Raw genomic sequence first — 22,800 nt, forward strand, 5'->3', positions numbered from 1 at the left:
GCGGCGATGCGGTGGACCGCGCCGATGAAGGCGTCACGTCCCCCGCCCACCATGCCAAGGCGCAGGCGTTCGGGGCGGGCGGTATGGGCGGCGTCGATGGGCATGGCTTACCTCGTCTCGTCTTTCATCTGTCCAGAAATATCCCGGGGGTTCCGGGGGGCTGGCCCCCCGGTCCGCCCTGTCAGTCAAGCCCCAGCATCCGCCGGTTGGCGGCGCGGTCGGTCCCGGCATCGGCGAAATCGTCGAAGGCCTTCTCGGTCACCCGGATGATATGGGCCGCGACGAAGGCCGCTCCCTCCCGCGCGCCGTCCTCGGGGTGCTTCAGGCAGCATTCCCATTCCACCACCGCCCAGCCGTCATAGCCGTACTGCGTGAGCTTCGAGAAGATCCCCCCGAAATCCACCTGCCCGTCGCCCGGGGACCGGAAGCGGCCCGCGCGGTTCACCCAGGACTGGAACCCGCCATAGACGCCCTGCCGCCCGGTCGGGTTCAGCTCGGCATCCTTGACGTGGAACATGCGGATCCGGTCGTGGTAGATGTCGATGTGCTCCAGATAGTCCAGGTGCTGCAGCACATAGTGGCTGGGATCATAGAGCATGTTGGCGCGCCTGTGGCCCTTCACGCGGTCGAGGAACATCTCGTAGGTGACGCCGTCGTGCAGGTCCTCGCCGGGATGGATCTCGTAACAGACATCGACGCCCATCTCCTCGGCATGGTTCAGGATCGGGGTCCAGCGCCGGGCAAGCTCGTCGAAGGCCTCTTCCACCAGCCCCGCCGGACGCTGCGGCCAGGGGTAGAGATAGGGCCAGGCGAGCGCGCCCGAGAAGGTGGCATGCGCAGTCAGCCCGAGGTTCCGGCTCGCGGTCAGTGCCTTCTTCACCTGATCGACGGCCCATTCGGCCCGCGCCTTGGGATTGCCGCGCACGGCGGGCGCGGCAAAGCCGTCGAAGGCCGTGTCGTAGGCCGGATGCACGGCCACGAGCTGGCCCTGGAGATGGGTGGAAAGCTCGGTCACCTCCAGCCCCGCCTCGGCCGCGACGCCCTTGACCTCGTCGCAATAGTCCTTCGACGCCGCCGCTTTCTCGAGGTCGAAGAGCCGCCCGTCCCAGGACGGCACCTGCACGCCCACATAGCCGCAGTCGGCCGCCCATTTCGTGATCGATCCCCACGAGTTGAACGGTGCAGCATCCCCGGCGAACTGCGCCAGGAACAGCGCCGGCCCCTTCATCGTCTTCATTGCGTTCCTCCCATCCGGGCCGGGCGGCCCTGTTCCACCTTGACCGGGACTTCCAGCCCCTGCCGTTCGGCCCAGTCGCGCTTGTCGATCTCGGCCACCAGGGCGCGGGCCAGGAATTCGCCGGCCCGCCCCACATCCTCGCGCACGATCAGCACATCCTGCCTGAACCGGCGCAGGACGGCGATGGCTTCCTTCGCCACCAGGTCGAAATCCCGGCCCAGGACGCGACCCGTGCGTTCTGCCCCGGCGATGGCGGCCATGGCGGCGGTGGTCGATCCGACCAGGATCCCGTCGGGCGGATTGGGCTGCGAGAAGCGCGCGGTTATCGCGGCCTCGACCGCCTCGCCGCCGCTGTCGGAAGTCACGCCCTCGGCCACCTCGAAGGGGACGCCGAGCAGCGCCGCCTCGTCCGAAAAGCCGAAGGTCATGTGCCGGGCATACATGTGCGCGCGCGGCGGCGGGACCAGGAGCAGACGCCGCCGCCCGCGTTCCGCCAGCGTCCGGGCGCCAAGCCGGCCGTAGGCCTCGTTGTCGAAATCAAAGAAGGGGTGGTCGATGCCCATTGCGGTCCGGCCATGCGCGGCGAAGGGAAAGCCGTGTTCGTGCATGTAGCGGATGCGGGGGTCGTCCTCTTTGGTCTGGTTCAGGATGATGCCATCGGCGCTTTCGGTTTCCACGATGTAGCGGATCGGCTCCATCGGGTCCTGGTCGGGGAAGAAGGGCATGACGACCAGGTGGTAGGCCGTGCCACGCAAGGCGTTGGCGATCGAATAGATCAGGCGCGAGGTGTGATTCATGATGTCGGTTTCGGTCGACAGAACCAACGCGATCACATTGGTCTTGCCGGTGCGCAGGCGCACACCGGCGCGGTTCGGTCGGTAACCGAGCAGCGCGGCCGTCTCGCGCACGCGGCGCTTGGTCTCCTCGCCGATGTCGGGGGCGTCCTTCAGCGCCCGGCTGACGGTCGCAATGGCGAGGCCGGTGGCGGCTGCGATCGTCTTGAGCGTCGGGCGGGTGTCCGAATCAGCGACAGCGGGTTCAGGGATGGCGGCCATCGCAGCCTCCGTTGGCTGAGCGCCGGGCCATGTGGCCCCGGCGAATCCCGGAAGGTGATTCGCTGTTGGCAGTCCCCTTTGCAGATGCAGCGCTACCGGACGCTCCGGTGCCGGGAAGCGCCCGTCCGGCAAGGGGTTTCACGCTGTTTCGGCAGTGCGGCATTGCCCCAGTTCACCCGATGAATTCCGCGCGGAATGGCGCAGATCACCCCCTCATGAAAACTTGTGTCACAGGGCGCGACAAGCGAAAAGATCAGTTGATCGGCAAAACTATAACGTTATAGGCTAATTCTATAACGTTTTAGAAACCGGGAGGAACGGTATGAAATTTTCCAGGATGACGGCGCTTCTGGCGATGTCCGTGGCAATGCCCGCCATGGCCACCGAGCTTGAGGTCACCCACTGGTGGACTTCGGGCGGGGAAGCGGCGGCCGTGGCCGAACTGGCCAAGGCCTTCGACGCGAGCGGCGACAAGTGGATCGACGGCGCCATCGCGGGCGGCGGCGGCACCGCGCGTCCGATCATGATCTCGCGCATCACCGGCGGCGACCCGATGGGCGCCACCCAGTTCAACCACGGCCAGCAGGCGCTGGAACTGGTCGAGGCCGGGCTGATGCTGGACCTGACCGACGTGGCCGAGGCGAACAACTGGAAAGAGATCGTCTATCCGCCGAGCCTTCTGGACGCCTGCACCGTGGACGGCAAGATCTACTGTGCGCCGGTGAACATCCACTCGCCCGAATGGCTGTGGCTGAACAACAAGATCTACGAGGATCTGGGCATTCCGGTTCCGACCAACTGGAACGAGTTCGTCGCCACCGCTCCGAAGGTGCGCGAGGCGGGCAAGATCCCGCTGGCTCTGGGCAACCAGCCCTGGCAGTCGAACCTCGCCTTCGGCGCGATGCAGATCGCCGTGGCCGGGCTTGACGCCTGGAAGGCCGTGAACGTGGACAAGAACATGGACGTGGCGGCCGGCCCGGAATATGCGGCCGTGTTCAAGGCCGCGGCCGATGCCCGCGAACTGGCGCGCGGGTCGAACGTGCAGGACTGGAACCAGGCGACGGCCATGGTGATCAACGGCGACGCGGCCGGCCAGATCATGGGCGACTGGGCGCAGGGCGAGTTCCAGGTGGCCGAGAAGGTCGCCGGCAAGGACTATACCTGCCTGCCGGGCCTGGGCCTGAACCAGTACATCTCGACCGGCGGCGACGCCTTCTACTTCCCGAAACTGAACGACCCCGAGAAGGAAGCCGCGCAGAAGCGCCTGGCTGCGCTTCTGGTCAGCCCCGAGGTTCAGGTCGCCTTCAACCTGAAGAAGGGCTCGCTGCCGATCCGCGGCGACATCGACATGGCGGCCGCCAACGACTGCATGAAGAAGGGTCTGGAGATCCTCGCCGGCGGCAACATCGTTCCCTCGGGCGACATGGTCTGGTCGCCGGACGTGCAGAAGCTGAACGAGGACCTGATGGTCGAGTTCTGGAAGTCCGACATGTCGCCGGAAGACGCCCATGCGAAATGGGTCGAGAACCTGAAATCGGGTCTCTGAGACTGACTTGACGACAGGGGGTCGCCCGGTAGCGGGCGGCCCCTTTTCGCACCTGACAGTCAAAAGGGGGGCAGGGACCGATGTCAGCCAGCAGCGAGGCGGACGCAATCCGCACAGCATCCGCGGCCAGGCCGCGACCGCGGTGGACCCGCAACATCAGCGCCAAGATCGCGGCGATCCCGATGATCGCGACGGCCCTGGTGGTCTTTGTCGGCGGCACGATCTGGACCGTCGTCTATTCCTTCACCGACTCCAAGCTCCTGCCCCGGCTGCGCTGGGTGGGGCTGGACCAGTACGAACGGCTCTGGTCGCAGAACCGCTGGCTGGTCTCGATCGAGAACCTGATGTTCTACGGGGTGATGTCGCTGGTCTTCACCATCGCGATGGGCTTCCTGCTGGCGGTGCTGATGGACCAGAAGATCCGCTTCGAGGACACGTTCCGCACCATCATGCTGTATCCCTTCGCGCTCTCCTTCATCGTGACGGGGCTGGTCTGGCAGTGGATCCTGAACCCGCAGTTCGGGATCGAGGGCGTGGTGCGCGACCTGGGCTGGACGAGCTTCAGCTTCGACCCGCTGAACAATCCGCAGACGGTGCTGTATGGCCTGCTGATCGCGGGTCTCTGGCAGGGCACGGGGTTCGTCATGTGCCTGATGCTGGCGGGCCTGCGCGGCATCGACGAGGACATATGGAAGGCCGCGCGGGTGGACGGGATCCCGACCTGGAAGACCTATCTGGTCGTGGTGATCCCGATGATGCGGCCGGTCTTCATCACCACGCTGGTCATCGTCGCGAGCGGGATCATCCGGCTTTACGACCTGGTGGTCGCCATGACCTCGGGCGGGCCTGGCGGCAACGCCAGTCAGGTGCCGGCGATGTATGTCTATGACTACATGTTCCAGGCGCAGAACCTTGGCCAGGGCTTCGCGGCCTCGACCATGATGCTGCTCAGCGTGCTGATCGTGCTGATCCCCTGGGCCTATCTGGAATTCGGAGGCAAGAAGCATGGCTGACATCTCGATGAGTTCCGCCATGACCGGCCCGCGCGGCGCGAGGCCCAAGCGCGCGCTCAGCCCGCGCAACATCATGCTCTACGGCATCCTGATCGTGGTCTGCCTCTATTACCTCCTGCCGCTCTGGGTGATGGTGATGACCAGCCTGAAGGGCATGCCCGAAGTGCGGCTGGGCAACATCTTCGCCCCGCCGGTCGAGATCACCTTCCAGCCCTGGGTCAAGGCCTGGTCCGAGGCCTGCACCGGCCTGAACTGCGACGGCCTCAGCCGCGGGTTCTGGAACAGCGTCATCATCACCGTGCCCTCGGTGATCCTGTCGATCGCCATCGCATCGGTGAACGGCTACGCGCTGATCAACTGGAAGTTCAAGGGATCGGACATCTTCTTCACCATCCTGATCTTCGGGTCCTTCATCCCCTACCAGATCATGCTGTATCCGATCGTGATCCTTCTGCGCGAGGCGGGGCTTTACGGATCGCTCTGGGGTCTGGTGATCGTGCATTCGATCTTCGGCATGCCGATCCTGACGCTTCTGTTCCGCAACTACTTCAGCTCGATCCCGGAGGAACTGTTCAAGGCCGCGCGCGTCGATGGCGCGGGGTTCTGGGGCATCTATTTCCGCATCATGCTGCCGATGAGCCTGCCGATCTTCGTGGTGGCGCTGATCCTGCAGGTGACGGGGATCTGGAACGACTTCCTGTTCGGCGTGATCTACACCAAGCCCGCCTACTACCCGATGACGGTCCAGCTGAACAACATCGTCAACTCCGTCCAGGGGGTGAAGGAATACAACGTCAACATGGCCGCGACCCTGCTGACGGGCCTGGTGCCGCTGATCGTCTACTTCGTCTCTGGCAAACTCTTCGTGCGCGGTATCGCCGCCGGTGCCGTGAAAGGCTGACACATGGGAAATTCGATTGAAGTCAAGGACCTGACGCTGAACTTCGGCTCGGTCTCGGTGCTGAAGAACATGAACCTGAATGTCGAGGAGGGCGAGTTCGTGGTGTTGCTGGGGCCTTCGGGCTGCGGGAAATCGACCTTGCTCAACTGCCTGGCGGGGCTTCTCGACATCACCGACGGGCAGATCTGGATCAAGGGCAGGAACGTCACCTGGGCCGAGCCTTCGGACCGGGGGATCGGGATGGTCTTCCAGTCCTATGCGCTCTATCCGCAGATGACCGTGCGGGGGAACCTGAGCTTCGGCCTGAAGAACGCCCGGGTGCCGCAGGCCGAGATCGACAAGCGCATCGCGCGCGCGGCCGAGATCCTGCAGATCCAGCCGCTGCTGGACCGCAAGCCGGCGGCCCTTTCGGGCGGGCAGCGGCAGCGGGTGGCCATCGGGCGGGCGCTGGTGCGGGACGTGGACGTGTTCCTGTTCGACGAACCCCTGTCGAACCTGGACGCCAAGCTGCGCAGCGAGTTACGGGTCGAGATCAAGCGCCTGCACAACCAGCTGGGCAACACCATGGTCTATGTGACCCACGACCAGATCGAGGCGCTGACGCTCGCCGACCGGATCGCGGTGATGAAGGGCGGCGTGATCCAGCAGCTTGCCGCGCCGCTGGAAATCTACAACCGCCCGGCGAACCTGTTCGTGGCGGGCTTCATCGGCTCGCCGTCGATGAACTTCCTGAAGGGCCGCACGGTGGACGGCGGCCGCGCCTTCCAGTTCGGCGCGACGAAGATCGACCTGTCCGGCTATGACGGCGGCGCGGTGCTGGAGCGCGACGATGCGATCCTCGGCGTCCGTCCCGAGCATATCACCGTCTCCACCACGCCCCCGGCCGGTCCCTCGATCCCGGCCGAGGTCGAGATCGACGAGAACCTGGGCGCCGACAGCCTTTTGTGGCTGAAGGCCGAAGGGACGAACATGAGCGTGCGAGTGCCGGTCGAGGGCCGGATCCCCGCGGGAACGAAGGTGCATCTGGGGCTCGATATCCCCAAGGCCTCGCTCTTCGACGCGAAGACGGAACAGAGGATCTGAACCATGCTCGATCTGGCGGGGTGCTGGACGCTTTCGGATGAAAGCGGCGCCCATGTCGTGGCCTTCGACCTGCCCGGCGACGGGGTTTCCGCGCTTGTGAAGGCGGGTGTGATCCCCGAGCCCTACTGGGGCCGGAACGAGTATGAGTGCCGATGGGTCAGCGAGCGCGACTGGGTTGCGCGGCGGGTCTTTGTGCATGACGGCCAGCCCTCGGACCTGGTGGTCGAGGGGCTGGACACCGTGGCCGAGGTGCGGCTGAACGGGGTTCCTGTCCTGTCGGCGGCCAATGTGCACCGGCGCTGGCGGGTGGACGTGTCTTCGGCGCTGAAGGCCGGGGAGAACGCGGTGGAGATCCACTTCCGCTCTCCGGTGCGCGAGGCGCTGGTGCGGGCGGCGCGGATGCCGTTTCCGATCCCCTATCAGCAGGTGAACGGGGCGATTGCCTTCAACAACATGCTGCGCAAACAGCAGTGCGACTTCGGCTGGGACTGGAACATTGCCCTCGGCATCTTCGGGGTGTCGGGCTGCGTCCGGCTGGAGCCGGTGGGGCCGCGGATCGGCGATGTGCTGGTGGATCAGGTGCACTCCGAGGGCCGCGTGGAAGTGCGGCTGAAGGTTCATGCGACGTCTGAGGATGTGACGGCAAGTCTTTGTGGAGTCACGCAGATCGCGCGCGTCACGGATGGCGTTGCGGAGCTGTCGCTGGTGATCCCGAACCCGGTGTTGTGGTGGCCGGCAGGTCAGGGCGCGCAGGTGCTGCATGACCTGGTGCTGACTGGCGGCGGGGCGAAGGTGGTCAAGCGGATCGGTCTGCGGGACATGAAGCTTGTGTCCGAGCCGGATGCGGCGGGGCGGTCCTTTGGTGTGCAGGTCAACGGTCGCGCGGTCTTTGCCAAGGGGGCGAACTGGATCCCGGCGGATGCGCTGTTCGGGCGGATCACGCCCGAAGGCGTGCGGGGGCTGCTGCAATCGGCGGTCGATGCGCACATGAACATGATCCGCATCTGGGGCGGCGGGCGGTATGAGCCGGACTGGTTCTACGACCTTTGCGACGAACTGGGGCTGATGGTCTGGCAGGACTTCATGTTTGCCTGCCATCTCTATCCGTCCACGCCGGAGTTCCTTGCCGAGGTCGATGCCGAGGTCCGCGACGTGGTCGGCCGGATCAGCCACCACGCCTGCATCGCCCTTTGGTGCGGCGACAACGAGCTGATCGGGGCGCTGACCTGGTTCCCCGAAAGCCGGAAGGATCGCGACCGCTATCTGGTGAACTACGACCGGCTGAATCGCACGGTCGAGGCGGCGCTTCTGGACACGCTGCCGGGGGCGAACTGGTGGCCGTCCTCGCCAAGCCCGGGGCCGCTGGCCTTCGGCGACGCGTGGCATGACGACTCGTCGGGCGACATGCATTTCTGGAGCGTCTGGCACGAGGGGCGCGACTTCGACCATTATCGGGACGTAAGCCCCCGGTTCTGTTCGGAATTCGGCTTCCAGTCCTACCCCTCGCTGTCGGCGATCCGGCGGTTTGCCGACGCGGCCGACTGGAACATCGCCAGCCCGGTGATGGAGAGCCACCAGAAGAACCCCGGCGGCAATGCGCGGATCGCCGAGACGGTGTTCCGCTATTTCCGCTTTCCGGTGGATTTCCCGAACTTCGTCTACGTCTCCCAGGTCCAGCAGGCCCTGGCGATCAAGACGGCGGTGACGCATTGGCGCAGCCTCAAGCCGCATTGCCAGGGGACGCTCTACTGGCAGCTGAACGACACCTGGCCGGTCTGTTCCTGGGCAAGCCTGGATCACGGCGGGAACTGGAAGCTGCTGCATCACATGGCCGCGCGGTTCTATGCGCCGGTCCTGGTGACGGCGGTGCCGAAGGACGGGGGCGTCGAGTTGCGGGCGGTGAACGACCGGGCGGGGCCGGTGACGATCACCGTGACAGCCAACGCGGCGGCGATGGACGGGACGACACGGCAGCTGGCGCAGACGACGGTCACGGTTCCGACCGATGCTGCCGTGCCGGTGCTGACGCTGGCGGCCGAGGCGCTGGGGGCGGGCGAGGTGCTGGCCTTCACCTGGTCGGGCGATGCGCAGGGCGGGGATGTCCATGCGCCGCAGCCCTGGAAGGCCTATGATCTTCTGCCCTCGGGCCTGACGGCGGATATCCGGCGCGAAGGCGACCTGTGGAAATTGACGGTGCAGGTCAAGGTACTCGCCCCGTTTGTTGCGGTAGAATCTGAAGTTCCGGGCCGCTTCTCCACCAACGCCGTGACCCTGTTTCCGGGCCATCCGGCCACGATCACCTTCACCCCCGAGGATGCCTCGGCGGTCCCGACCTTCACCCTCCGCGATCTCCATTCCGCCACCTATGGCGGCTGACGAAAGGACCCCCCATGTTCAGCTATCAGCTTTACTCCTCGCGCAACTTCCCGCCGATGTCGCGGACCTTCGAGATGGTCTCGAAGGCGGGTTACACCGGCGTCGAAGGCTATGGCGCGCTTTACGCCGACGATGCGGCGGTCGCGGCGACGGCGGAGGGCCTGAAGGCCACGGGGCTGACGATGCCCACGGGGCATTTCGGCCTGCAGCAGTTGGAGACCGAGGTGGACAAGGTCCTCGGCATCGCCAAGGCGCTGAAGATGGAGCGGCTGTATTGCCCCTACATCATGCCTGACGACCGCCCGACCGATGCAGCGGGGTGGAAGGCCTTCGGCGCGCGGCTGCAGAAGGCGGGTGCGCCCTACAAGGCCGCCGGTTACGGGTTCGGCTGGCACAACCACGACTTCGAGTTCAAGGCCCTGGCCGACGGGTCGATGCCGCAGGACCGCATCTTCGAGGGCGGGCCGGGGCTGGAATGGGAGATGGACGTGGCCTGGGTCATCCGGGGTGGCGCGGACCCGCTCGCCTGGATCGAGAAATACAAGGACCGCATCACCGCGGCGCATGTGAAGGACATCGCCCCGGCCGGGGAGAACAGGGACGAGGACGGCTGGTCTGACGTGGGTCACGGCACGGTGGACTGGAAAACGATCATGGCCGCACTGCGCAGGATCGGGGTCAGGCACTTCGTCATGGAACACGACAATCCGAAGGACGACGCGCGGTTCGCAACCCGGTCGATCGCTTCGGCCAAAGCTTTCTGAGGAAGAGGAAAAATGGCAAATCTTGGGATCGGGATAATCGGGGCGGGCAACATCTCCAGCGCCTATCTGCGGCTGGCGCCGCTGTTCAAGGGACTGGAGGTGCGGGCCGTCGCCGACGTGAACATGGAGGCGGCAAAAGCGCGGGCCGAGGAGTTCAACGTGAGAGCCCAAGGCGTCGATGACCTGCTGGCCAACAGGGACGTGGACGTTGTCATCAACCTGACCATCCCCGAGGCGCATTATCCGGTGACGAAACGGATCCTCGAGGCGGGCAAGCACGCGTATTCGGAAAAGCCGCTGGTCCTGACGCTGGAAGAGGGCAAGACCCTGCGCGATCTTGCGGCGTCGAAGGGGCTCGCGGTCGGCTGCGCGCCGGACACGTTCCTGGGCGGGGCGCATCAGCAGGCCCGGGCGCTGATCGACGAGGGCAAGGTCGGCACGATCACCACGGCGGTCGCCTGCGTTCAGAACCACGGGCCGGAAGGCTGGCACCCGAACCCCGAGTTCTTCTTCCTGCCGGGGGCGGGGCCGATGCTGGACCTCGGGCCCTATTATGTGGCGAACCTGATCAACTTCCTCGGCCCGGTGAAACGGGTGGGCGCGATCACCTCATCGGCCACACCGACCCGCACCATCGGCTCGGGCGCGCGGGCGGGGCAGCAGATCCCGGTAAAGACGCCGACGAACATCCACGCGCTGCTGGAGTTCCACAACGGCGCGGTGGTGAACCTGACGACCTCGTGGGACGTCTGGCACCACAAGCGCAACCATTTCGAGTTTTACGGCACCGAGGGCACGCTCTATGTCCCCGACCCGAACTTCTTCGGGGGCACGGTCGAGGTGGCGGACCGCGCGGGCAACCTGACCGAGGTCGCGCCCTGGGATCACCCCTTCGGCGTGCCGAACCAGGAGCATCCGCAGCGCGGTCCGCTGGCGAACTACCGCACCGCGGGCCTGGCCGACATGGTGGCGGCGCTGCAAGAGGGCCGCGATGCGCGCTGCTCGCTGGAGCGGACCCTGCACGGGGTGGATGTGATGACCGCCTGCCTGAAATCGGGTGAGACGGGGGAGTTTATCACCCTGACCACCAACTGCACCCGGCCGGCGGCGCTCTCGCCCGCGGAGGCGCGGGCGCTTCTGCGCTGAGAACCGGCCCGTGTGCCCGGCACCTCCCTGCCGGTCGGGTCGTCACGGGCGGGGGGATTGAGGGGTCCCTCCGCCCGTATCCATGACAAGAGGTTGACGATGCTGGAAAACCCCGTGATCCGCGGCTTCAATGCCGACCCGAGCTTCTGCCGCGTGGGCGAGGACTATTACATCGCGACCTCGACCTTCGAATGGTATCCGGGGGTGCAGATCCACCACAGCCGCGACCTGGTGAACTGGCGGCTGGTGGCGCGTCCGTTGCGGCGGGCGAAGCAGCTGGACATGCGCGGCAACCCCGACAGCTGCGGGATCTGGGCACCCTGCCTGTCCTGGGCGGACGGGAAGTTCTGGCTGGTCTACACCGACGTCAAGCGGCTGGATGGCGCCTTCAAGGACGCGCACAACTACATCGTCACCTGCGAGACGGTGGACGGCGAGTGGTCGGACCCGACCTATGTCAATTCCTCGGGCTTCGATCCGTCGCTTTTCCACGACCGCGACGGGCGCAAGTGGTTCGTCAACATGCGCTGGAACCATCGCGGCAAGGGGACGGGGCTGAACCCGGCCAACGACCTGTTCGACGGGATCGAGTTGCAGGAATGGCACCCGGAGAAGGGTCTGCTGGGCGAGGTGACGACGATCTATACCGGCACCGACCTCGGGCTGACCGAGGCGCCGCATCTGTTCTGGCATGACGGATACTACTACCTGTCCACGGCCGAGGGCGGGACGGGCTATGACCATGCGGTCACGCTGGCGCGGTCGCGGGACATCCGGGGGCCTTACGAGACGCATCCGCAGAAGCATGTGATCACCGCGCGCTTCAACCCGGAAAACCCGATCCAGCGGATGGGGCATGGTCAGTATGTCGAAGGCCACGACGGGCGGTTCTGGCATTCCTTCCTCTGCGGGCGGCCGCAGAAGGGTCCGCGCGGGTTGTTCTGCGCGACGGGGCGCGAGACGGGGCTGGCCGAGGTCGTCTGGCGCGATGGTTGGCTTTGGCTGAAGGACGGGGGCATGCTGCCGCCGACCACGGTCGATCTGCCGGTGGAGCGGGTCGTGCCCGGTCCCGTGGAGCATGATTTCACTGGCGCGGCCCTGCCGCCGGATTTCCAGTGGCTGCGCACGCCCGAGCCGGAACGGATCTTCCGCATGACCGGCAGCGCCCTGCGACTGATCGGGCGGGAAAGCCTGGGGTCCTGGTTCGAGCAGTCGCTGGTGGCGCGGCGGCAGGACGAGCCCTCCTACGAGGCGGAGTGCGAGGTCGTGGCCGACCCGCCCAACTGGCAGCGGGCCGCGGGGCTGATCACCTATTATAACCGGCACAAGTTCCATGCGGCGCTGGTCACGCGCGAGGGGGGTGAGCGGGTGGTGACGCTGGTCTCCTGCCTCGGCGACTGGCCGGGCGAGGCGCTGACCTTCCACGGGCGGTTCCCGGTGGCCGAGGGCAAGGTGACGCTGGGGGTCTCGGTCGATCGCGCGGTGCAGCGGTTCCGCGTGAACGGGGTGGGGGTCGGGCCGGAACTGGATGCCTCGGTCGTGTCGGACGAGGGCGGGCGGGGAGAGCATGCAAGCTTCACCGGCGCCTTCGTGGGCGTGGTCGCGCATGACCTGACGGGGCAGGGCTGGACGGCGGATGTGACCCGCTTCCGCTATGCGCCCAAAGCGGATTGAGGAATTGCGCGGGCGGATTTGATCAACTCTTGATTGCCGGTTGGATGGCGTCATAAAGGGCGAAGCCGAAGGGAGCCCCGATGGACGCCGACACCCGCAAGATCCCAAGCCACGAGGTCACCTATGCGCGGCTGCGCGACATGATCCTGTTCGGGCACCTGGCGCCGGGCGCCCCGGTGACGATCCAGGGACTGATTGCGGATCTGGGCGCCGGCATGACCCCGGTGCGCGAGGCGATCCGGCGGCTGACGGCGGAGGGCGCGCTTCTGCCGCAGGGGAACCGGCGCGTGGCGGTGCCGGAACTTTCGGCGGAGATGCTGGAACAGGTGGCCTTCGCGCGGCTGGCGATCGAGCCGAAGCTGGCGGAACTGGCGGCGCCCAGGCTGACCGAGGCGCAGATCGACCGGCTGGAGGCAATCGACGGGGCGGTGAACCGGGCGATCGAGGCAGGCAAGCTGCCGGATTACCTCGCGGCGAACCATGCCTTCCACTTCGCGCTCTACGAGGCGGCGGAGGCCCCGGTGCTTCTGGACCTCGCGCGGTCCCTGTGGCTGCGGGCCGGGCCGAGCCTGCGGGCGGTGATCGACCGCTACGGCCGCGAGGCGGCACCCGACCTCCACCGCGAGGCGCTGGCGGCAATGCGGGCGGGGGATGCGCAGGCTTTGGCGCGGGCCATCAGGGAAGACATCCAGCAGGGCGTGGATCACGTCCGGCAGGCGCTGGCCGAGGGGCATTGACGGCTGTCGAATTGAGCGCCTTGCGGCGCGAGGCTTTCCTCTCGTCGTCGGCCTGCGCCTCCTCCTCGGGCATGGGGGCGCTGCCCCCAAACCCCCGGAGTATTTGAGAAAAGGGCAAATGAAGATAGCTAGCGGACAAATTTGATCAAATTTCTTGAACGCCGGCGTGTTTGATCATATCCTGTGAGCAAGACGGGGCATTAGGCCCTGCCGATTCCCGCGAGGTCTGCCCATGAACATGATCACCAACCACATGCCCACGGCCGAGTTGCAGCGGCTGGACGCGGCGCACCATTTCCATCCCTTCACCGACAAGGCGGGGCTGGCGGCCAAGGGCGCGCGGGTCATCACCCGGGGCGAGGGCGTCTGGCTGACCGACAGCGAGGGCAACCGGATCATCGACGGGATGGCGGGGCTCTGGTGTGTGAACATCGGCTATGGCCGCAAGGAACTGGCCCAGGTCGCGGCGCGGCAGATGGAGGAGCTGGCCTATTACAACACCTTCTTCCAGACCACCCATGTGCCGGCCATCGCGCTGGCGGCCGAGATCGCGAAGCTGGCGCCGGGCGATCTGAACCACGTCTTCTTCGCGGGCTCGGGGTCGGAAGCGAACGACACCAACATCCGTCTGGTGCGGCGCTACTGGGACGTGATGGGCAAGCCCTGGCGCAAGACCATCATCGCGCGGTGGAACGGCTATCATGGCTCGACCATGGGCGGGGGCAGCCTTGGGGGCATGAAGCCGATCCACGCGCACGGCGGCAAGATCGACGGGATCGAGCATATCGACCAGCCCTACTGGTGGGGCGAGGGCGGCGACATGTCCGAGGACGAATTCGGCCTCGCCCGGGCGCAGGAACTGGAGAAGAAGATCCTCGAGGTCGGGCCCGACAACGTGGCCGCCTTCATCGGCGAGCCGATCCAGGGCGCGGGCGGCGTGATCGTGCCGCCCAGGACCTACTGGCCGGAAATCCAGCGCATCTGCGACAAGTATGGCATCCTGCTGATTGCGGACGAGGTCATCACCGGGTTCGGGCGCACCGGCAACTGGTTCGGGTCTCAGACCTTCGACATCAAGCCGCATATCATGACCATCGCCAAGGGCCTGTCGTCGGGCTATGCGCCGATCGGGGGCAGCATCGTCTGCGACGAGGTGGCGAATGTCGTCGGCGGGGCGGGGGAGTTCTTCCACGGCTACACCTATTCCGGCCACCCGGTCGCCTGTGCCGTCGCGCTGGAGAACCTGCGGATCATGCAGGACGAGAAGATCGTCGAGCATGTGCGGAACGTGGCGCATCCTTACCTCAAGGAACGCTGGGAGGCGCTGACCGACCATCCGATGGTGGGCGAGGCCAAGCTGGTGGGCCTCATGGGCTCCATCGCGCTGACCCCGAACAAGGCCAAGCGGGCGAAGTTCGCGTCCGAGGCCGGGACCGTGGGCTACAAGACCCGCGAGCGCTGCTTTGCCAACAACCTGATCATGCGCCATGTCGGCGACCGGATGATCATCGCCCCGCCGCTGGTGATCAAGCCAGAAGAGATCGACGTGCTGATCGAGCGCGCCCGCAAGTCGCTCGACGAGGCCTATAAGATCGTTCGTGACGAAGGGCTCTGGGCCGAGGCCTGAAGCCGCACGTCCGGCAGGCCCGACGGGCTCCGCTGCCCGAAATGACGGAATGCCGGACGCCCCCTTTCCCCGGACAGACCCATCCCGCGATCCTTTTGACGGGAAGTCTGTGGCGGTGAAGCTGCTCGGGGACGAGCAGGCGAAAGTCACCCGGTCGAGTGGGCCTGCGAATGTCACTGAGCCGGGTCTCGGCGACCTGACGGTCCAAGTCGCTCGCGGAGAGTCCTGGTCGAGAGGTTCAACTCAACGCATCTTGGGTTCTGCACGATCTTGCCGGTGATATCGTTTGGGGCCGCTCCCGGACCGGTGACGGGCTGGCCGCTCGCCATCGTCGCCAGATGGTTCGACCAACGCGCTTCGACCGGTGCGAGGTCTTATTGAGCGCGATCGACCCGGCGGTGTCGGATCTCCAGGGGCCGACATTCCTGCGAGGCGGCATGATCGCTGCCGCACCTCGGGCAGCCAGATCTGGCGTTGCTTCCGTTGATCCCCTGTCTCATGCGTCACCGTAACTCTGCGGAGGTGGCGGCAGAGGCGGGCCTGGCGCACTTGGCGATCAGCCGGTCGATGAGGCGACTGCGCGACAGGTTCGTCGACGATCCGTCCCTGCACAGACCGCCGGGGAGGGGGCCGACAGCAGCGGCGCGGGCGTTGCAAGGTCAGGTGCGCCGGGTTGTCGAGCGGCTGCGCGGGAGGCCTGGCGGGCGGTCATGGTCCTGCCGCCGGCCGCCCGCCTGGGCTGCATTGCGCCCGGGCTGTGCCTGTCGGTTCTTCCGCGTCTTGTGCCAGACAGCCTTATGCCCGAGGCCACAGCCCGTATTGCCGCGCCTTGTTGCGCAGGAAGGGCAGGCCGCGTTCCAGCACCACGTCGCGGCTTTCGGCGACCGGGCGCCAGACCGACAGGCCGAAGGACACCTCGGGTGGCATGTCGATGAAACTTTCCATCGCCAGCCCGCCGGTGAAGCCCACCGCCCGTAGCGCCCCGTAGACCTCGTCCCAGCGCACGTTGCCTTCCCCCGGCGTGCCACGGTCGCTTTCGGACAGGTGGATATAGCGCAGGTGCGGCCCGGCATCGAGGATGCCAAGCGCCATGCCGCGTTCCTCGATGTTCATGTGGTAGGTATCGAGGTGGATGAAGATGTTGTCTGCCCCCACCTTCTCGATCATCTGCACCGCCTGCCAGCCGGTGTTGAGGATGTGGTTCTCGTAGCGGTTCACCGGCTCGATCCCGAAGGCGATCCCGTGCTTGCGGGCATGGGCGGCCGCGGCGGTGAGGACCCGGGCCACATTGTCGCGTTCGGCCTCGGTCGGGGGCTGGCCGCTGCGTTCGCCGATCCCGCCATAGGTGACGCCGGTCAGGGCCTCTGCCCCGATCGCGGCGCACTGGTCCAGCGCATGGCGCAGGAAGGCGATGGCGGCCTCGGGGTCGGAGGAGGCGCGCTTGCCCTCGGGCAGGCCCAGCGAGCAGACGGCGGGCATGCCCTCGCGTTCCAGAAGGGCGCGGGAATGGGCGGTGTCCACCTTCTCGGGCGACAGAAGTGCGATCTCGATGAAGTCGAAGCCAAGCGCCTTGCAGGCGCTGACCGCGCGCTCGGCGCCGGGCCGGTCCCAGGCCATCGTCCACATCGAGGTATGGACGCCAAATCCTTTCATGCCGCTTCCTCCTGCAACAAGGCCCGCGCGAGGGGCTCATCCACGATCAGCCGGTTGACGAAACCCGCCGCCAGCACGGCGCGCAGCGCGGCGGCCTTGCCCGCGCCGGACGACAGCACCACCACATCCGACCGATAGAGGTCGTCGAGGTCGATCGAAGGCGCGCGCAGGTTCAACTCGGTGGGCGCGAGGCTGCCGTCGGCGGCGAAGAACTTGCCGGTGGTGTCGGCCACGGCGCCCACGGCGATCAGCCCTGCGGCCTCGTCCGGGGTCAGGATGCCGCTGGATTGCAACAGCGCCTCGGGGTTGCATTCGCCCACCGAGATCACCATGTGTTCGGCTGCCCGCGCCGCCTCCAGCGCCTCGCGCACCAGGCGCTGGCCGCGGATCAGCGCGGCATCCGCGGGCGTGTCGGCGAGGAAGGGGGCCGGCAGGAAGACCGCCCGCGCCCCGGTCAGCGCGGCGAGGCGCACGCAGACATCGAAGGGCGAAGTGGCCGAGGTGTGGGTCATCGACCCCATCAGCGACACGAAGCAGAGATCGGGGTTGCGCAGGCCGGTCAGCGCATCGGCCATGGCCGCCACGGTGCGCCCCCATCCCATGCCGATGGTCAGCCGCCCCTCGCGGCCGATCCGCGCCAGCCAGCCGGCGGCCAGTTGCCCGACCGCACGCCGCCCGGCGGCGGGATCCTCGCCCGCATCGGGGGCCACCATCGCCTCGGTCAGGCCGAAACGCTCCGTCAGCCGGTCGGCCAGCGCGAGCGTGCCGGTGGTGCAATGCTCGATGCTGATGCGGACAAGGCCCAGGTCGCGCGCGTCCTGCAACAGCCGCAGCACCTTGAAACGCGACAGGCCCATGCGGCGGCTGACCTCTTCCTGGCTCATCTGGCCGATGTGGTAGAGCCAGGTCGCCTGGACCATGTCGTCCGTTTCCCTGCCGCCCGCCGACATGCGCGCCCCGCCCTCCGTTCCCGGCCGTACCGCCGGCATCTAGCCACTTGACGCGGTCCTTCGTCAATGGCTATCAACAAATGTGCGATTGCTGCACATAGTTGCAGACGCAGCATTGCAGGTGCAGAAACCAAGGCGCAAGGCATGACCTATGTCATCGGCATCGATGGGGGGACCGAGTCGCTGCGGGCGCATGTGTTCGACCTGTCCGGCCGGTCGCGCGGGGTGGGCAAGGGGGCCTATGCCACGGCCTTTCCCCAGCCCGGGCAGGCAGAGCAGAACCCCGACGACTGGTGGCATGCGGCCGGCGTGGCCGTGCGCGAGGCGATGGCTGCAGCGGGGGTGACGCCCGACCAGGTCACGGGCCTGGCCTGCGACACGACCTCCTGCACCGTGGTCGCGCTCGATGCCGAGGGGCGGCCGCTCAGGCCCTGCCTTCTGTGGATGGACGTGCGCGCGCACCACGAGGCCGCCGAGGTGGCGGCCTGCGGCGACCCGGCCTTGCGGCTGAACGGCGGCGGCGCGGGACCGGTCAGCCCGGAATGGATGATTCCCAAGGCGCTGTGGATCAAGCGTCATCAGCCCGACCTCTGGGCGCGGGCCGCGATGGTGGGGGAATACCAGGATTTTCTGACGCTGCGGCTGACCGGGCGCTGGGTCGCCTCGCTGAACAATGTCACGATGCGCTGGCATTATCAGACCGACCACGGCGGCTGGCCGCTGTCGATGCTGGAGCGGCTGGGGCTGTCTGACCTCAAAGACCGCTGGCCGGCTGAGATCGTAGCGCCGGGGCAGGTGATCGGCCCCCTTACCGAGGCCGCCGCGCGGCATCTCGGCCTGCGGGTGGGGCTGCCGGTGGTGCAGGGCGGGGCGGATGCCTTCATCGGGATGATCGGCCTTGGCGTCACGCGGCCGGGGGATCTGGCGCTGATTACCGGCTCGTCGCACCTGCAACTCGGGGTGGCCGAACGCCCGGTCCACGCGCCGGGGATCTGGGGCACCTACATGGACTGCGTCTATCCCGGCCTGCCGATCATCGAGGGCGGGCAGACCTCGACCGGGTCGGTGATCGCCTGGTTCAAGCGCAATTTCGCCGAGCATCTGGACTTCGATACGCTGAACACCCAGGCCGCGGCGCTGCCGCCGGGGGCCGAGGGGCTGCTCGCCGTGGACCATTTCCAGGGCAACCGGACGCCGCACACCGATGCGCTGGCGCGGGGTGCGATCACGGGGCTGAGCCTGAAACACACGCCGGCGCATGTCTACCGGGCGCTGGTCGAGTCGGTCTGTTTCGGCACCCGCGCCATTGTCGAGGCCTTCGGGTCGGCATTCACCGCGCGGCGGATCGTGGTGGCGGGCGGTGCGACCCGGTCGCCCTTCTGGCTGCAGGTCCATGCCGACACGCTGGGCCTGGCGCTGGAATTGACCGAGGAACCCGAGGCCCCCGCGCTTGGCTCGGCGATCCTGGCGGCGGTCGGCGCGGGCCATTTCCCCACCATCGACGCGGCCTGCGCCGCGATGGTGCGCACCGCGCGCCGGGTCGAGCCCGACATGGACGCCCATGCCGCCTATGGCCCGATCTACGACCGTTACCGCGCGGCCTATGCCGCCCTGAAACCCCTGCGAGCCCCCGAATGAACGCCCCCGCGCAGACGGCCAACACCGGCGCCCTGTCGCGCTATCGCATGATGCGGCGCATCCGGTCCTTCGAGGAGCGCGTGGGAGAGCTGTTCCTGAAGGGCGGCAGCGCGGGGTCGATGCTGCACCTGTCGATCGGCGAAGAGGCCGTGGTGGGCCTGACCGATGCGATGCGCGAGGGCGACAGCTTCACCACGCACCACCGCGGCCATGGCGTTTTCCTGGGCCGCGGGGCCGATCCGAACCGGATGATGTCCGAGATCGCCGGCAAGGCGGACGGCTATTGCCGGGGCAAGGGCGGGTCGATGCACATCGCCGACCGGGCGCTGGGGCATCTGGGGGCCAATGCCATCGTGGGCGGCGGCATCGCGCATGTCGTGGGTGCGGGGCTGACCTACCGCAACCGGGGCGAGGGGCAGATCTCGGTCGCCTTCTTCGGCGATGGCGCGATGAGCCAGGGGATCCTCTACGAATCGATGAACATGGCGGCACTCTGGCGCCTGCCGGTGATCTTCTGCTGCATCAACAACCAGTACGGCATGGGCACGCGGGTGGACCGGTCCGCCGGGAACCGGGATTTCCCGGCGCGGGCGGCGGCCTTCGGTCTGGCCGCGGCGCGGGCTGATGGCGCCGAGGTCGAGACGGTGCATGATGCCGCGCGTGCTCTGGTTGCCGATGCGCGGCAGGGCCGGCCGGGCTTCCTGGAGATCGACGCCTACCGCTTCTACGGCCATGCCCGGATGGACAAGTCGCCCTATCGCACGGCCGAGGAAGAGGCCGAGGGCCGCCAGCGCGACCCCGTGGCCCGGGCGCGGGCGCGGCTGCTGGCCGAGGGCCTGGCCCCCGAGGACGACCTTGCCCGGATCGACGCCGAGGCGGGCGCCGAGATGGACGCGGCCCTTGCCCATGCGCTCGGCGCCACGGCCCCGGCGCTGGCGACGATGTTCGAGGATGTCTATGCCCCGGGCACGCCCGCTCCCCGCCCGCAGTCCCGCAGGCTGGCCGCGGTCCTGGCCGAGGAGGCACGCGCATGACCGAGACGACCTATCGCGAGGCGATCCGCCAGGCGCTGCTGGATGCGATGGAGGCCGACCCTTCGGTCATCCTGATGGGCGAGGAGGTCGGGCTTTACGGCGGCGCCTATGGCGTGACCAAGGGGCTGATCGACCTTTTCGGCGCGGACCGGGTGATCGACACGCCGATTTCCGAACCCGCGATCATAGGCGCGGCGATCGGCGCGGCGATGACCGGCCTGCGTCCGGTGGCAGAACTGATGTATGTGGACTTCGCCGGCATGGCGATGGACCAGATCGCCAACCAGGCCGCGAAAAGCCGCTACATGTTCGGCGGCCAGATCGGCGTGCCGATGGTGCTGCGGACGCAAGGCGGCACGGGCCGGTCGGCGGCCGCCCAGCACAGCCAGAGCCTCGAGGCCTGGATCATGCACGTCCCCGGCCTGCGGCTGGTGATGCCCGCCACGGTGAACGACGCCTATCACCTGCTGCGAGGCGCGCTTGAACAGCCCGACCCGGTGGTGGTGATCGAACACAAGGGGCTTTACACGCTGAAGGGCGCGCTTGACCCCGCCCGCCCCGATGCGCCCTGGGGCCAGCCCGTGACGCGGCGCAGGGGCCGCGATCTGGTGATCCTGACCTACAGCCGGATGCTGCACGAAACCCTTGCCGCCGCCGAACGTCTGGCCGCCGCCGGGGTCGAGGCCGAGGTCATCGACCTGCGCTGTCTGAACCCGCTGGACGAGGCGCCGCTGGTCGAGGCCCTGCGTCGCACCGGCCGGGCGATGGTGGTGACCGAAGCCGTGGTGACCGGTTCGGTCGCCTCGGAGATTGCGGCGCGGCTGGGCGAGTTGTGCTTCGACTGGCTGGAAGAGCCGATCCTGCGGCTGGGCGGCGAGGACATCCCGATCCCGGTCTCGCCGGCGCTGGAGCGGGGCTCGATCCCCTCGGCAGACCTGATCCACGACACGGCCCTTTGGCTGGTGACGCGAAAGGCTCCGCCATGGGCCGCGTGACGCTGACCCTGCCGCGCCTGGGCGAGACCATGGAGGAGGCCCGCGTCACCGCCTGGCTGGTTGCGCTGGGCGCGGCCTATCGGCGCGGCGACGTGCTGATGGAGGTCGAGACCGACAAGACCGTGGTCGAGGTGCCGGCGATGGCCGATGGCGTGCTGGTCGCGCAGCTGGTGGCCGAGGGCGATACGGTCGCGCTGGACCAGCCCTTCGCCGAGGTCGAGGAGGCCGGCGCCCTCGCTCTGGCGGCAGGGAGTGCACCGACCCCGAAGGCGGAACCCGAGGCCCCGGCCGCCCCGGTCGCGGCAATGCCGGTCGCCGTAGGACATGCCGGCCTGCGCGCCAGTCCGGCGGCGCGGGCGGCGGCGCGGCGTGGCGGGGTGGACCTGACGCTGGTAACGGGCACCGGGCGCAACGGGCGCGTCACGGCCGAGGACGTGCGCGGGCAAGTTGGCAGATCGGGTGCGCCGGGGACGGTGGTGCTGCTGCACGGCCTCTTCGACAGCGCGCGGGGCTGGCGCGACCTGCCGCAGCGGCTGGCGCGCGCGGGTCTGGCGGTGCATGCCCCCGATCTTCCCGGCCATGGCCTTTCCACCGAGAACGCGGAAACGGTCGAGGCGCTGGCCGACCTGATCCTGCCCGATTTGCCGCCCGGGCGCCTGTCGCTGGTCGGGCATTCCCTGGGCGGTCTGCTGGCCGTGCGGCTGGCGCAGCGCCTGGGGCCGCGGGTCGCGCGCCTGGTGCTGATCGCCCCGGCCGGGGTCGGGGCGCGGATCAATGCCGATTTCCTGGACGGGATGCTGGCCGCCGAAACCCCCGCAGCTCTGGCGCGGGCCTTGTCGCTCCTGGACGCGGGGCCGGTCAGCGAGGGGCTACTGGCCGAGGAACTCGCCCGACTGGAACCGCGCCGCGAGGCATTGGGCCGCCTTGCCCGCAGCCTTGCGCATCGGGGGATGCAGCAGATCGACGTGACCGCCGACCTTGACCGGCTGGCCATTCCGGTCACGGTGATCTGGGGCACGGCGGACCGGATCATCGACTGGCAGTCGGTCGCCGGGCTTCCGGCGCAGGTGGCGATCCACCTGGTCCGCGGCGCCGGGCATCTGCCACATCTGGCCGCGCCGGGGCTTGTGGCGGGACTCGTGCAACCGCCTGCAGGCGCCAGCGCAAGGGAGGCGGGGGCGTGAGCGGCCTGCGGACTCTCGGCGGCGCCGGATCCGGGAGGAGGAGGGGCCTGGGGCATGGCATGTGTCGCGCAAGTCGCCGGCGCGACACGGGAAGACATCGGTCCGACCTGATCGGGCCGGTTGGAAAAGTGGCGCAAGCCACTTGGGTTGGTGGAAAAACGTCAATCAAACCGGCCCGCGTGGCCGC

18 protein-coding genes and 1 pseudogene are annotated in these 22,800 nt (G+C 67.7%); 14 read left to right on the plus strand and 5 right to left on the minus strand.

Going from position 1 to position 22,800, the window contains the following annotated elements:
• Window positions 1-181: 181 nt before the first annotated feature.
• Both ACK4IU_RS13175 and ACK4IU_RS13180 read right to left on the minus strand, forming a co-directional pair.
• Window positions 182-1,237: a sugar phosphate isomerase/epimerase family protein gene (locus ACK4IU_RS13175; protein WP_409735921.1), complete on the minus strand. Its 1,056-nt coding sequence runs from the start codon at window positions 1,235-1,237 to the stop codon at window positions 182-184.
• Complete coding sequence (locus ACK4IU_RS13180) at window positions 1,234-2,292, minus strand: LacI family transcriptional regulator (RefSeq protein ID WP_409735924.1); 1,059 nt, start codon at window positions 2,290-2,292, stop codon at window positions 1,234-1,236. The genes ACK4IU_RS13175 and ACK4IU_RS13180 overlap by 4 nt, the downstream gene beginning before the upstream one ends.
• Window positions 2,293-2,614: 322 nt before the next feature.
• On the opposite strand from ACK4IU_RS13180, the gene ACK4IU_RS13185 reads away from it, so the two are divergent.
• The 10 genes from ACK4IU_RS13185 (at window position 2,615) to ACK4IU_RS13230 (ending at window position 15,159) form a co-directional block, all read left to right on the plus strand.
• A complete protein-coding gene (locus ACK4IU_RS13185; RefSeq protein ID WP_409735926.1) occupies window positions 2,615-3,838 on the plus strand; it encodes an ABC transporter substrate-binding protein in 1,224 nt (407 codons plus the stop codon).
• A 182-nt stretch (window positions 3,839-4,020) separates the two neighbouring features.
• Window positions 4,021-4,851, plus strand: a complete 831-nt coding sequence (locus tag ACK4IU_RS13190) for a carbohydrate ABC transporter permease (RefSeq protein ID WP_235019409.1) — start codon at window positions 4,021-4,023, stop codon at window positions 4,849-4,851.
• Window positions 4,844-5,752, plus strand: coding sequence for a carbohydrate ABC transporter permease (locus ACK4IU_RS13195; protein ID WP_409735930.1), 909 nt, complete (start codon window positions 4,844-4,846; stop codon window positions 5,750-5,752). Before ACK4IU_RS13190 ends, ACK4IU_RS13195 begins: the two co-directional genes overlap by 8 nt.
• Before the next feature lie 3 nt (window positions 5,753-5,755).
• Window positions 5,756-6,835 carry an ABC transporter ATP-binding protein gene (locus ACK4IU_RS13200; protein ID WP_409735932.1) on the plus strand — a complete coding sequence of 360 codons (1,080 nt, stop codon included), beginning with the start codon at window positions 5,756-5,758 and terminating at the stop codon, window positions 6,833-6,835.
• A 3-nt stretch (window positions 6,836-6,838) separates the two neighbouring features.
• On the plus strand, window positions 6,839-9,211 hold the full coding sequence (locus tag ACK4IU_RS13205) for a beta-mannosidase (RefSeq protein ID WP_409735934.1): 2,373 nt from the start codon (window positions 6,839-6,841) through the stop codon (window positions 9,209-9,211).
• Window positions 9,212-9,225: 14 nt separating this feature from the next.
• Window positions 9,226-9,975, plus strand: coding sequence for a sugar phosphate isomerase/epimerase family protein (locus ACK4IU_RS13210; protein ID WP_409735936.1), 750 nt, complete (start codon window positions 9,226-9,228; stop codon window positions 9,973-9,975).
• Window positions 9,976-9,987: 12 nt separating this feature from the next.
• Window positions 9,988-11,121 (plus strand): Gfo/Idh/MocA family protein, encoded by a 1,134-nt coding sequence (locus ACK4IU_RS13215; protein WP_409735938.1) that lies wholly within the window; start codon window positions 9,988-9,990, stop codon window positions 11,119-11,121.
• Window positions 11,122-11,220: 99 nt separating this feature from the next.
• Window positions 11,221-12,795 carry a glycoside hydrolase family 43 protein gene (locus ACK4IU_RS13220; RefSeq protein WP_409735940.1) on the plus strand — a complete coding sequence of 525 codons (1,575 nt, stop codon included), beginning with the start codon at window positions 11,221-11,223 and terminating at the stop codon, window positions 12,793-12,795.
• An 80-nt stretch (window positions 12,796-12,875) separates the two neighbouring features.
• Entirely contained in the window at window positions 12,876-13,532 is a 657-nt protein-coding gene (locus ACK4IU_RS13225; RefSeq protein ID WP_409735942.1) for a GntR family transcriptional regulator, read from the plus strand.
• 232 nt (window positions 13,533-13,764) lie between these two features.
• A complete protein-coding gene (locus ACK4IU_RS13230; RefSeq protein WP_409735944.1) occupies window positions 13,765-15,159 on the plus strand; it encodes an aspartate aminotransferase family protein in 1,395 nt (464 codons plus the stop codon).
• 325 nt (window positions 15,160-15,484) lie between these two features.
• On the opposite strand, the pseudogene ACK4IU_RS13235 reads toward ACK4IU_RS13230, so the two are convergent.
• The 3 genes and pseudogenes from ACK4IU_RS13235 to ACK4IU_RS13245 form a co-directional block, all read right to left on the minus strand.
• A pseudogene (locus ACK4IU_RS13235) lies at window positions 15,485-15,625 on the minus strand (IS5/IS1182 family transposase); the annotation flags it as partial.
• Window positions 15,626-15,954: 329 nt separating this feature from the next.
• Window positions 15,955-16,812 carry a sugar phosphate isomerase/epimerase family protein gene (locus ACK4IU_RS13240; protein WP_409735946.1) on the minus strand — a complete coding sequence of 286 codons (858 nt, stop codon included), beginning with the start codon at window positions 16,810-16,812 and terminating at the stop codon, window positions 15,955-15,957.
• Window positions 16,809-17,732, minus strand: coding sequence for a sugar-binding transcriptional regulator (locus ACK4IU_RS13245; RefSeq protein ID WP_409735948.1), 924 nt, complete (start codon window positions 17,730-17,732; stop codon window positions 16,809-16,811). Before ACK4IU_RS13245 ends, ACK4IU_RS13240 begins: the two co-directional genes overlap by 4 nt.
• Before the next feature lie 174 nt (window positions 17,733-17,906).
• Here ACK4IU_RS13245 and ACK4IU_RS13250 point away from each other — a divergent pair, with 174 nt between their 5' ends.
• Genes ACK4IU_RS13250 through ACK4IU_RS13265 form a run of 4 tightly spaced genes read left to right on the plus strand, consistent with a single transcriptional unit; the run spans window position 17,907 to window position 22,613 of the window.
• Window positions 17,907-19,400, plus strand: a complete 1,494-nt coding sequence (locus ACK4IU_RS13250; protein ID WP_409735950.1) for an FGGY-family carbohydrate kinase — start codon at window positions 17,907-17,909, stop codon at window positions 19,398-19,400.
• Entirely contained in the window at window positions 19,397-20,434 is a 1,038-nt protein-coding gene (locus ACK4IU_RS13255) for a thiamine pyrophosphate-dependent dehydrogenase E1 component subunit alpha (RefSeq protein ID WP_409735952.1), read from the plus strand. The genes ACK4IU_RS13250 and ACK4IU_RS13255 overlap by 4 nt, the downstream gene beginning before the upstream one ends.
• The gene (locus ACK4IU_RS13260) at window positions 20,431-21,429 is read left to right on the plus strand and encodes an alpha-ketoacid dehydrogenase subunit beta (RefSeq protein ID WP_409735954.1); all 999 of its coding nucleotides are present in this window, start codon (window positions 20,431-20,433) and stop codon (window positions 21,427-21,429) included. The genes ACK4IU_RS13255 and ACK4IU_RS13260 overlap by 4 nt, the downstream gene beginning before the upstream one ends.
• Window positions 21,417-22,613, plus strand: a complete 1,197-nt coding sequence (locus tag ACK4IU_RS13265) for an alpha/beta fold hydrolase (protein WP_409735957.1) — start codon at window positions 21,417-21,419, stop codon at window positions 22,611-22,613. Before ACK4IU_RS13260 ends, ACK4IU_RS13265 begins: the two co-directional genes overlap by 13 nt.
• Window positions 22,614-22,800: the final 187 nt, after the last annotated feature.

This window comes from Tabrizicola flagellatus (assembly GCF_046295235.1).
Taxonomy (GTDB): domain Bacteria; phylum Pseudomonadota; class Alphaproteobacteria; order Rhodobacterales; family Rhodobacteraceae; genus Tabrizicola; species Tabrizicola flagellata_A.

What these genes read in the sequence shown, in the direction of transcription:
- ACK4IU_RS13175 (WP_409735921.1), bottom strand. Translation starts at nt 1,237, where the DNA reads ATGAAGACGATGAAGGGGCCGGCGCTGTTCCTGGCGCAGTTCGCCGGG.
- ACK4IU_RS13180 (WP_409735924.1), bottom strand. Translation starts at nt 2,292, where the DNA reads ATGGCCGCCATCCCTGAACCCGCTGTCGCTGATTCGGACACCCGCCCG.
- ACK4IU_RS13185 (WP_409735926.1), top strand. Translation starts at nt 2,615, where the DNA reads ATGAAATTTTCCAGGATGACGGCGCTTCTGGCGATGTCCGTGGCAATG.
- ACK4IU_RS13190 (WP_235019409.1), top strand. Translation starts at nt 4,021, where the DNA reads ATGATCGCGACGGCCCTGGTGGTCTTTGTCGGCGGCACGATCTGGACC.
- ACK4IU_RS13195 (WP_409735930.1), top strand. Translation starts at nt 4,844, where the DNA reads ATGGCTGACATCTCGATGAGTTCCGCCATGACCGGCCCGCGCGGCGCG.
- ACK4IU_RS13200 (WP_409735932.1), top strand. Translation starts at nt 5,756, where the DNA reads ATGGGAAATTCGATTGAAGTCAAGGACCTGACGCTGAACTTCGGCTCG.
- ACK4IU_RS13205 (WP_409735934.1), top strand. Translation starts at nt 6,839, where the DNA reads ATGCTCGATCTGGCGGGGTGCTGGACGCTTTCGGATGAAAGCGGCGCC.
- ACK4IU_RS13210 (WP_409735936.1), top strand. Translation starts at nt 9,226, where the DNA reads ATGTTCAGCTATCAGCTTTACTCCTCGCGCAACTTCCCGCCGATGTCG.
- ACK4IU_RS13215 (WP_409735938.1), top strand. Translation starts at nt 9,988, where the DNA reads ATGGCAAATCTTGGGATCGGGATAATCGGGGCGGGCAACATCTCCAGC.
- ACK4IU_RS13220 (WP_409735940.1), top strand. Translation starts at nt 11,221, where the DNA reads ATGCTGGAAAACCCCGTGATCCGCGGCTTCAATGCCGACCCGAGCTTC.
- ACK4IU_RS13225 (WP_409735942.1), top strand. Translation starts at nt 12,876, where the DNA reads ATGGACGCCGACACCCGCAAGATCCCAAGCCACGAGGTCACCTATGCG.
- ACK4IU_RS13230 (WP_409735944.1), top strand. Translation starts at nt 13,765, where the DNA reads ATGAACATGATCACCAACCACATGCCCACGGCCGAGTTGCAGCGGCTG.
- ACK4IU_RS13240 (WP_409735946.1), bottom strand. Translation starts at nt 16,812, where the DNA reads ATGAAAGGATTTGGCGTCCATACCTCGATGTGGACGATGGCCTGGGAC.
- ACK4IU_RS13245 (WP_409735948.1), bottom strand. Translation starts at nt 17,732, where the DNA reads ATGGTCCAGGCGACCTGGCTCTACCACATCGGCCAGATGAGCCAGGAA.
- ACK4IU_RS13250 (WP_409735950.1), top strand. Translation starts at nt 17,907, where the DNA reads ATGACCTATGTCATCGGCATCGATGGGGGGACCGAGTCGCTGCGGGCG.
- ACK4IU_RS13255 (WP_409735952.1), top strand. Translation starts at nt 19,397, where the DNA reads ATGAACGCCCCCGCGCAGACGGCCAACACCGGCGCCCTGTCGCGCTAT.
- ACK4IU_RS13260 (WP_409735954.1), top strand. Translation starts at nt 20,431, where the DNA reads ATGACCGAGACGACCTATCGCGAGGCGATCCGCCAGGCGCTGCTGGAT.
- ACK4IU_RS13265 (WP_409735957.1), top strand. Translation starts at nt 21,417, where the DNA reads ATGGGCCGCGTGACGCTGACCCTGCCGCGCCTGGGCGAGACCATGGAG.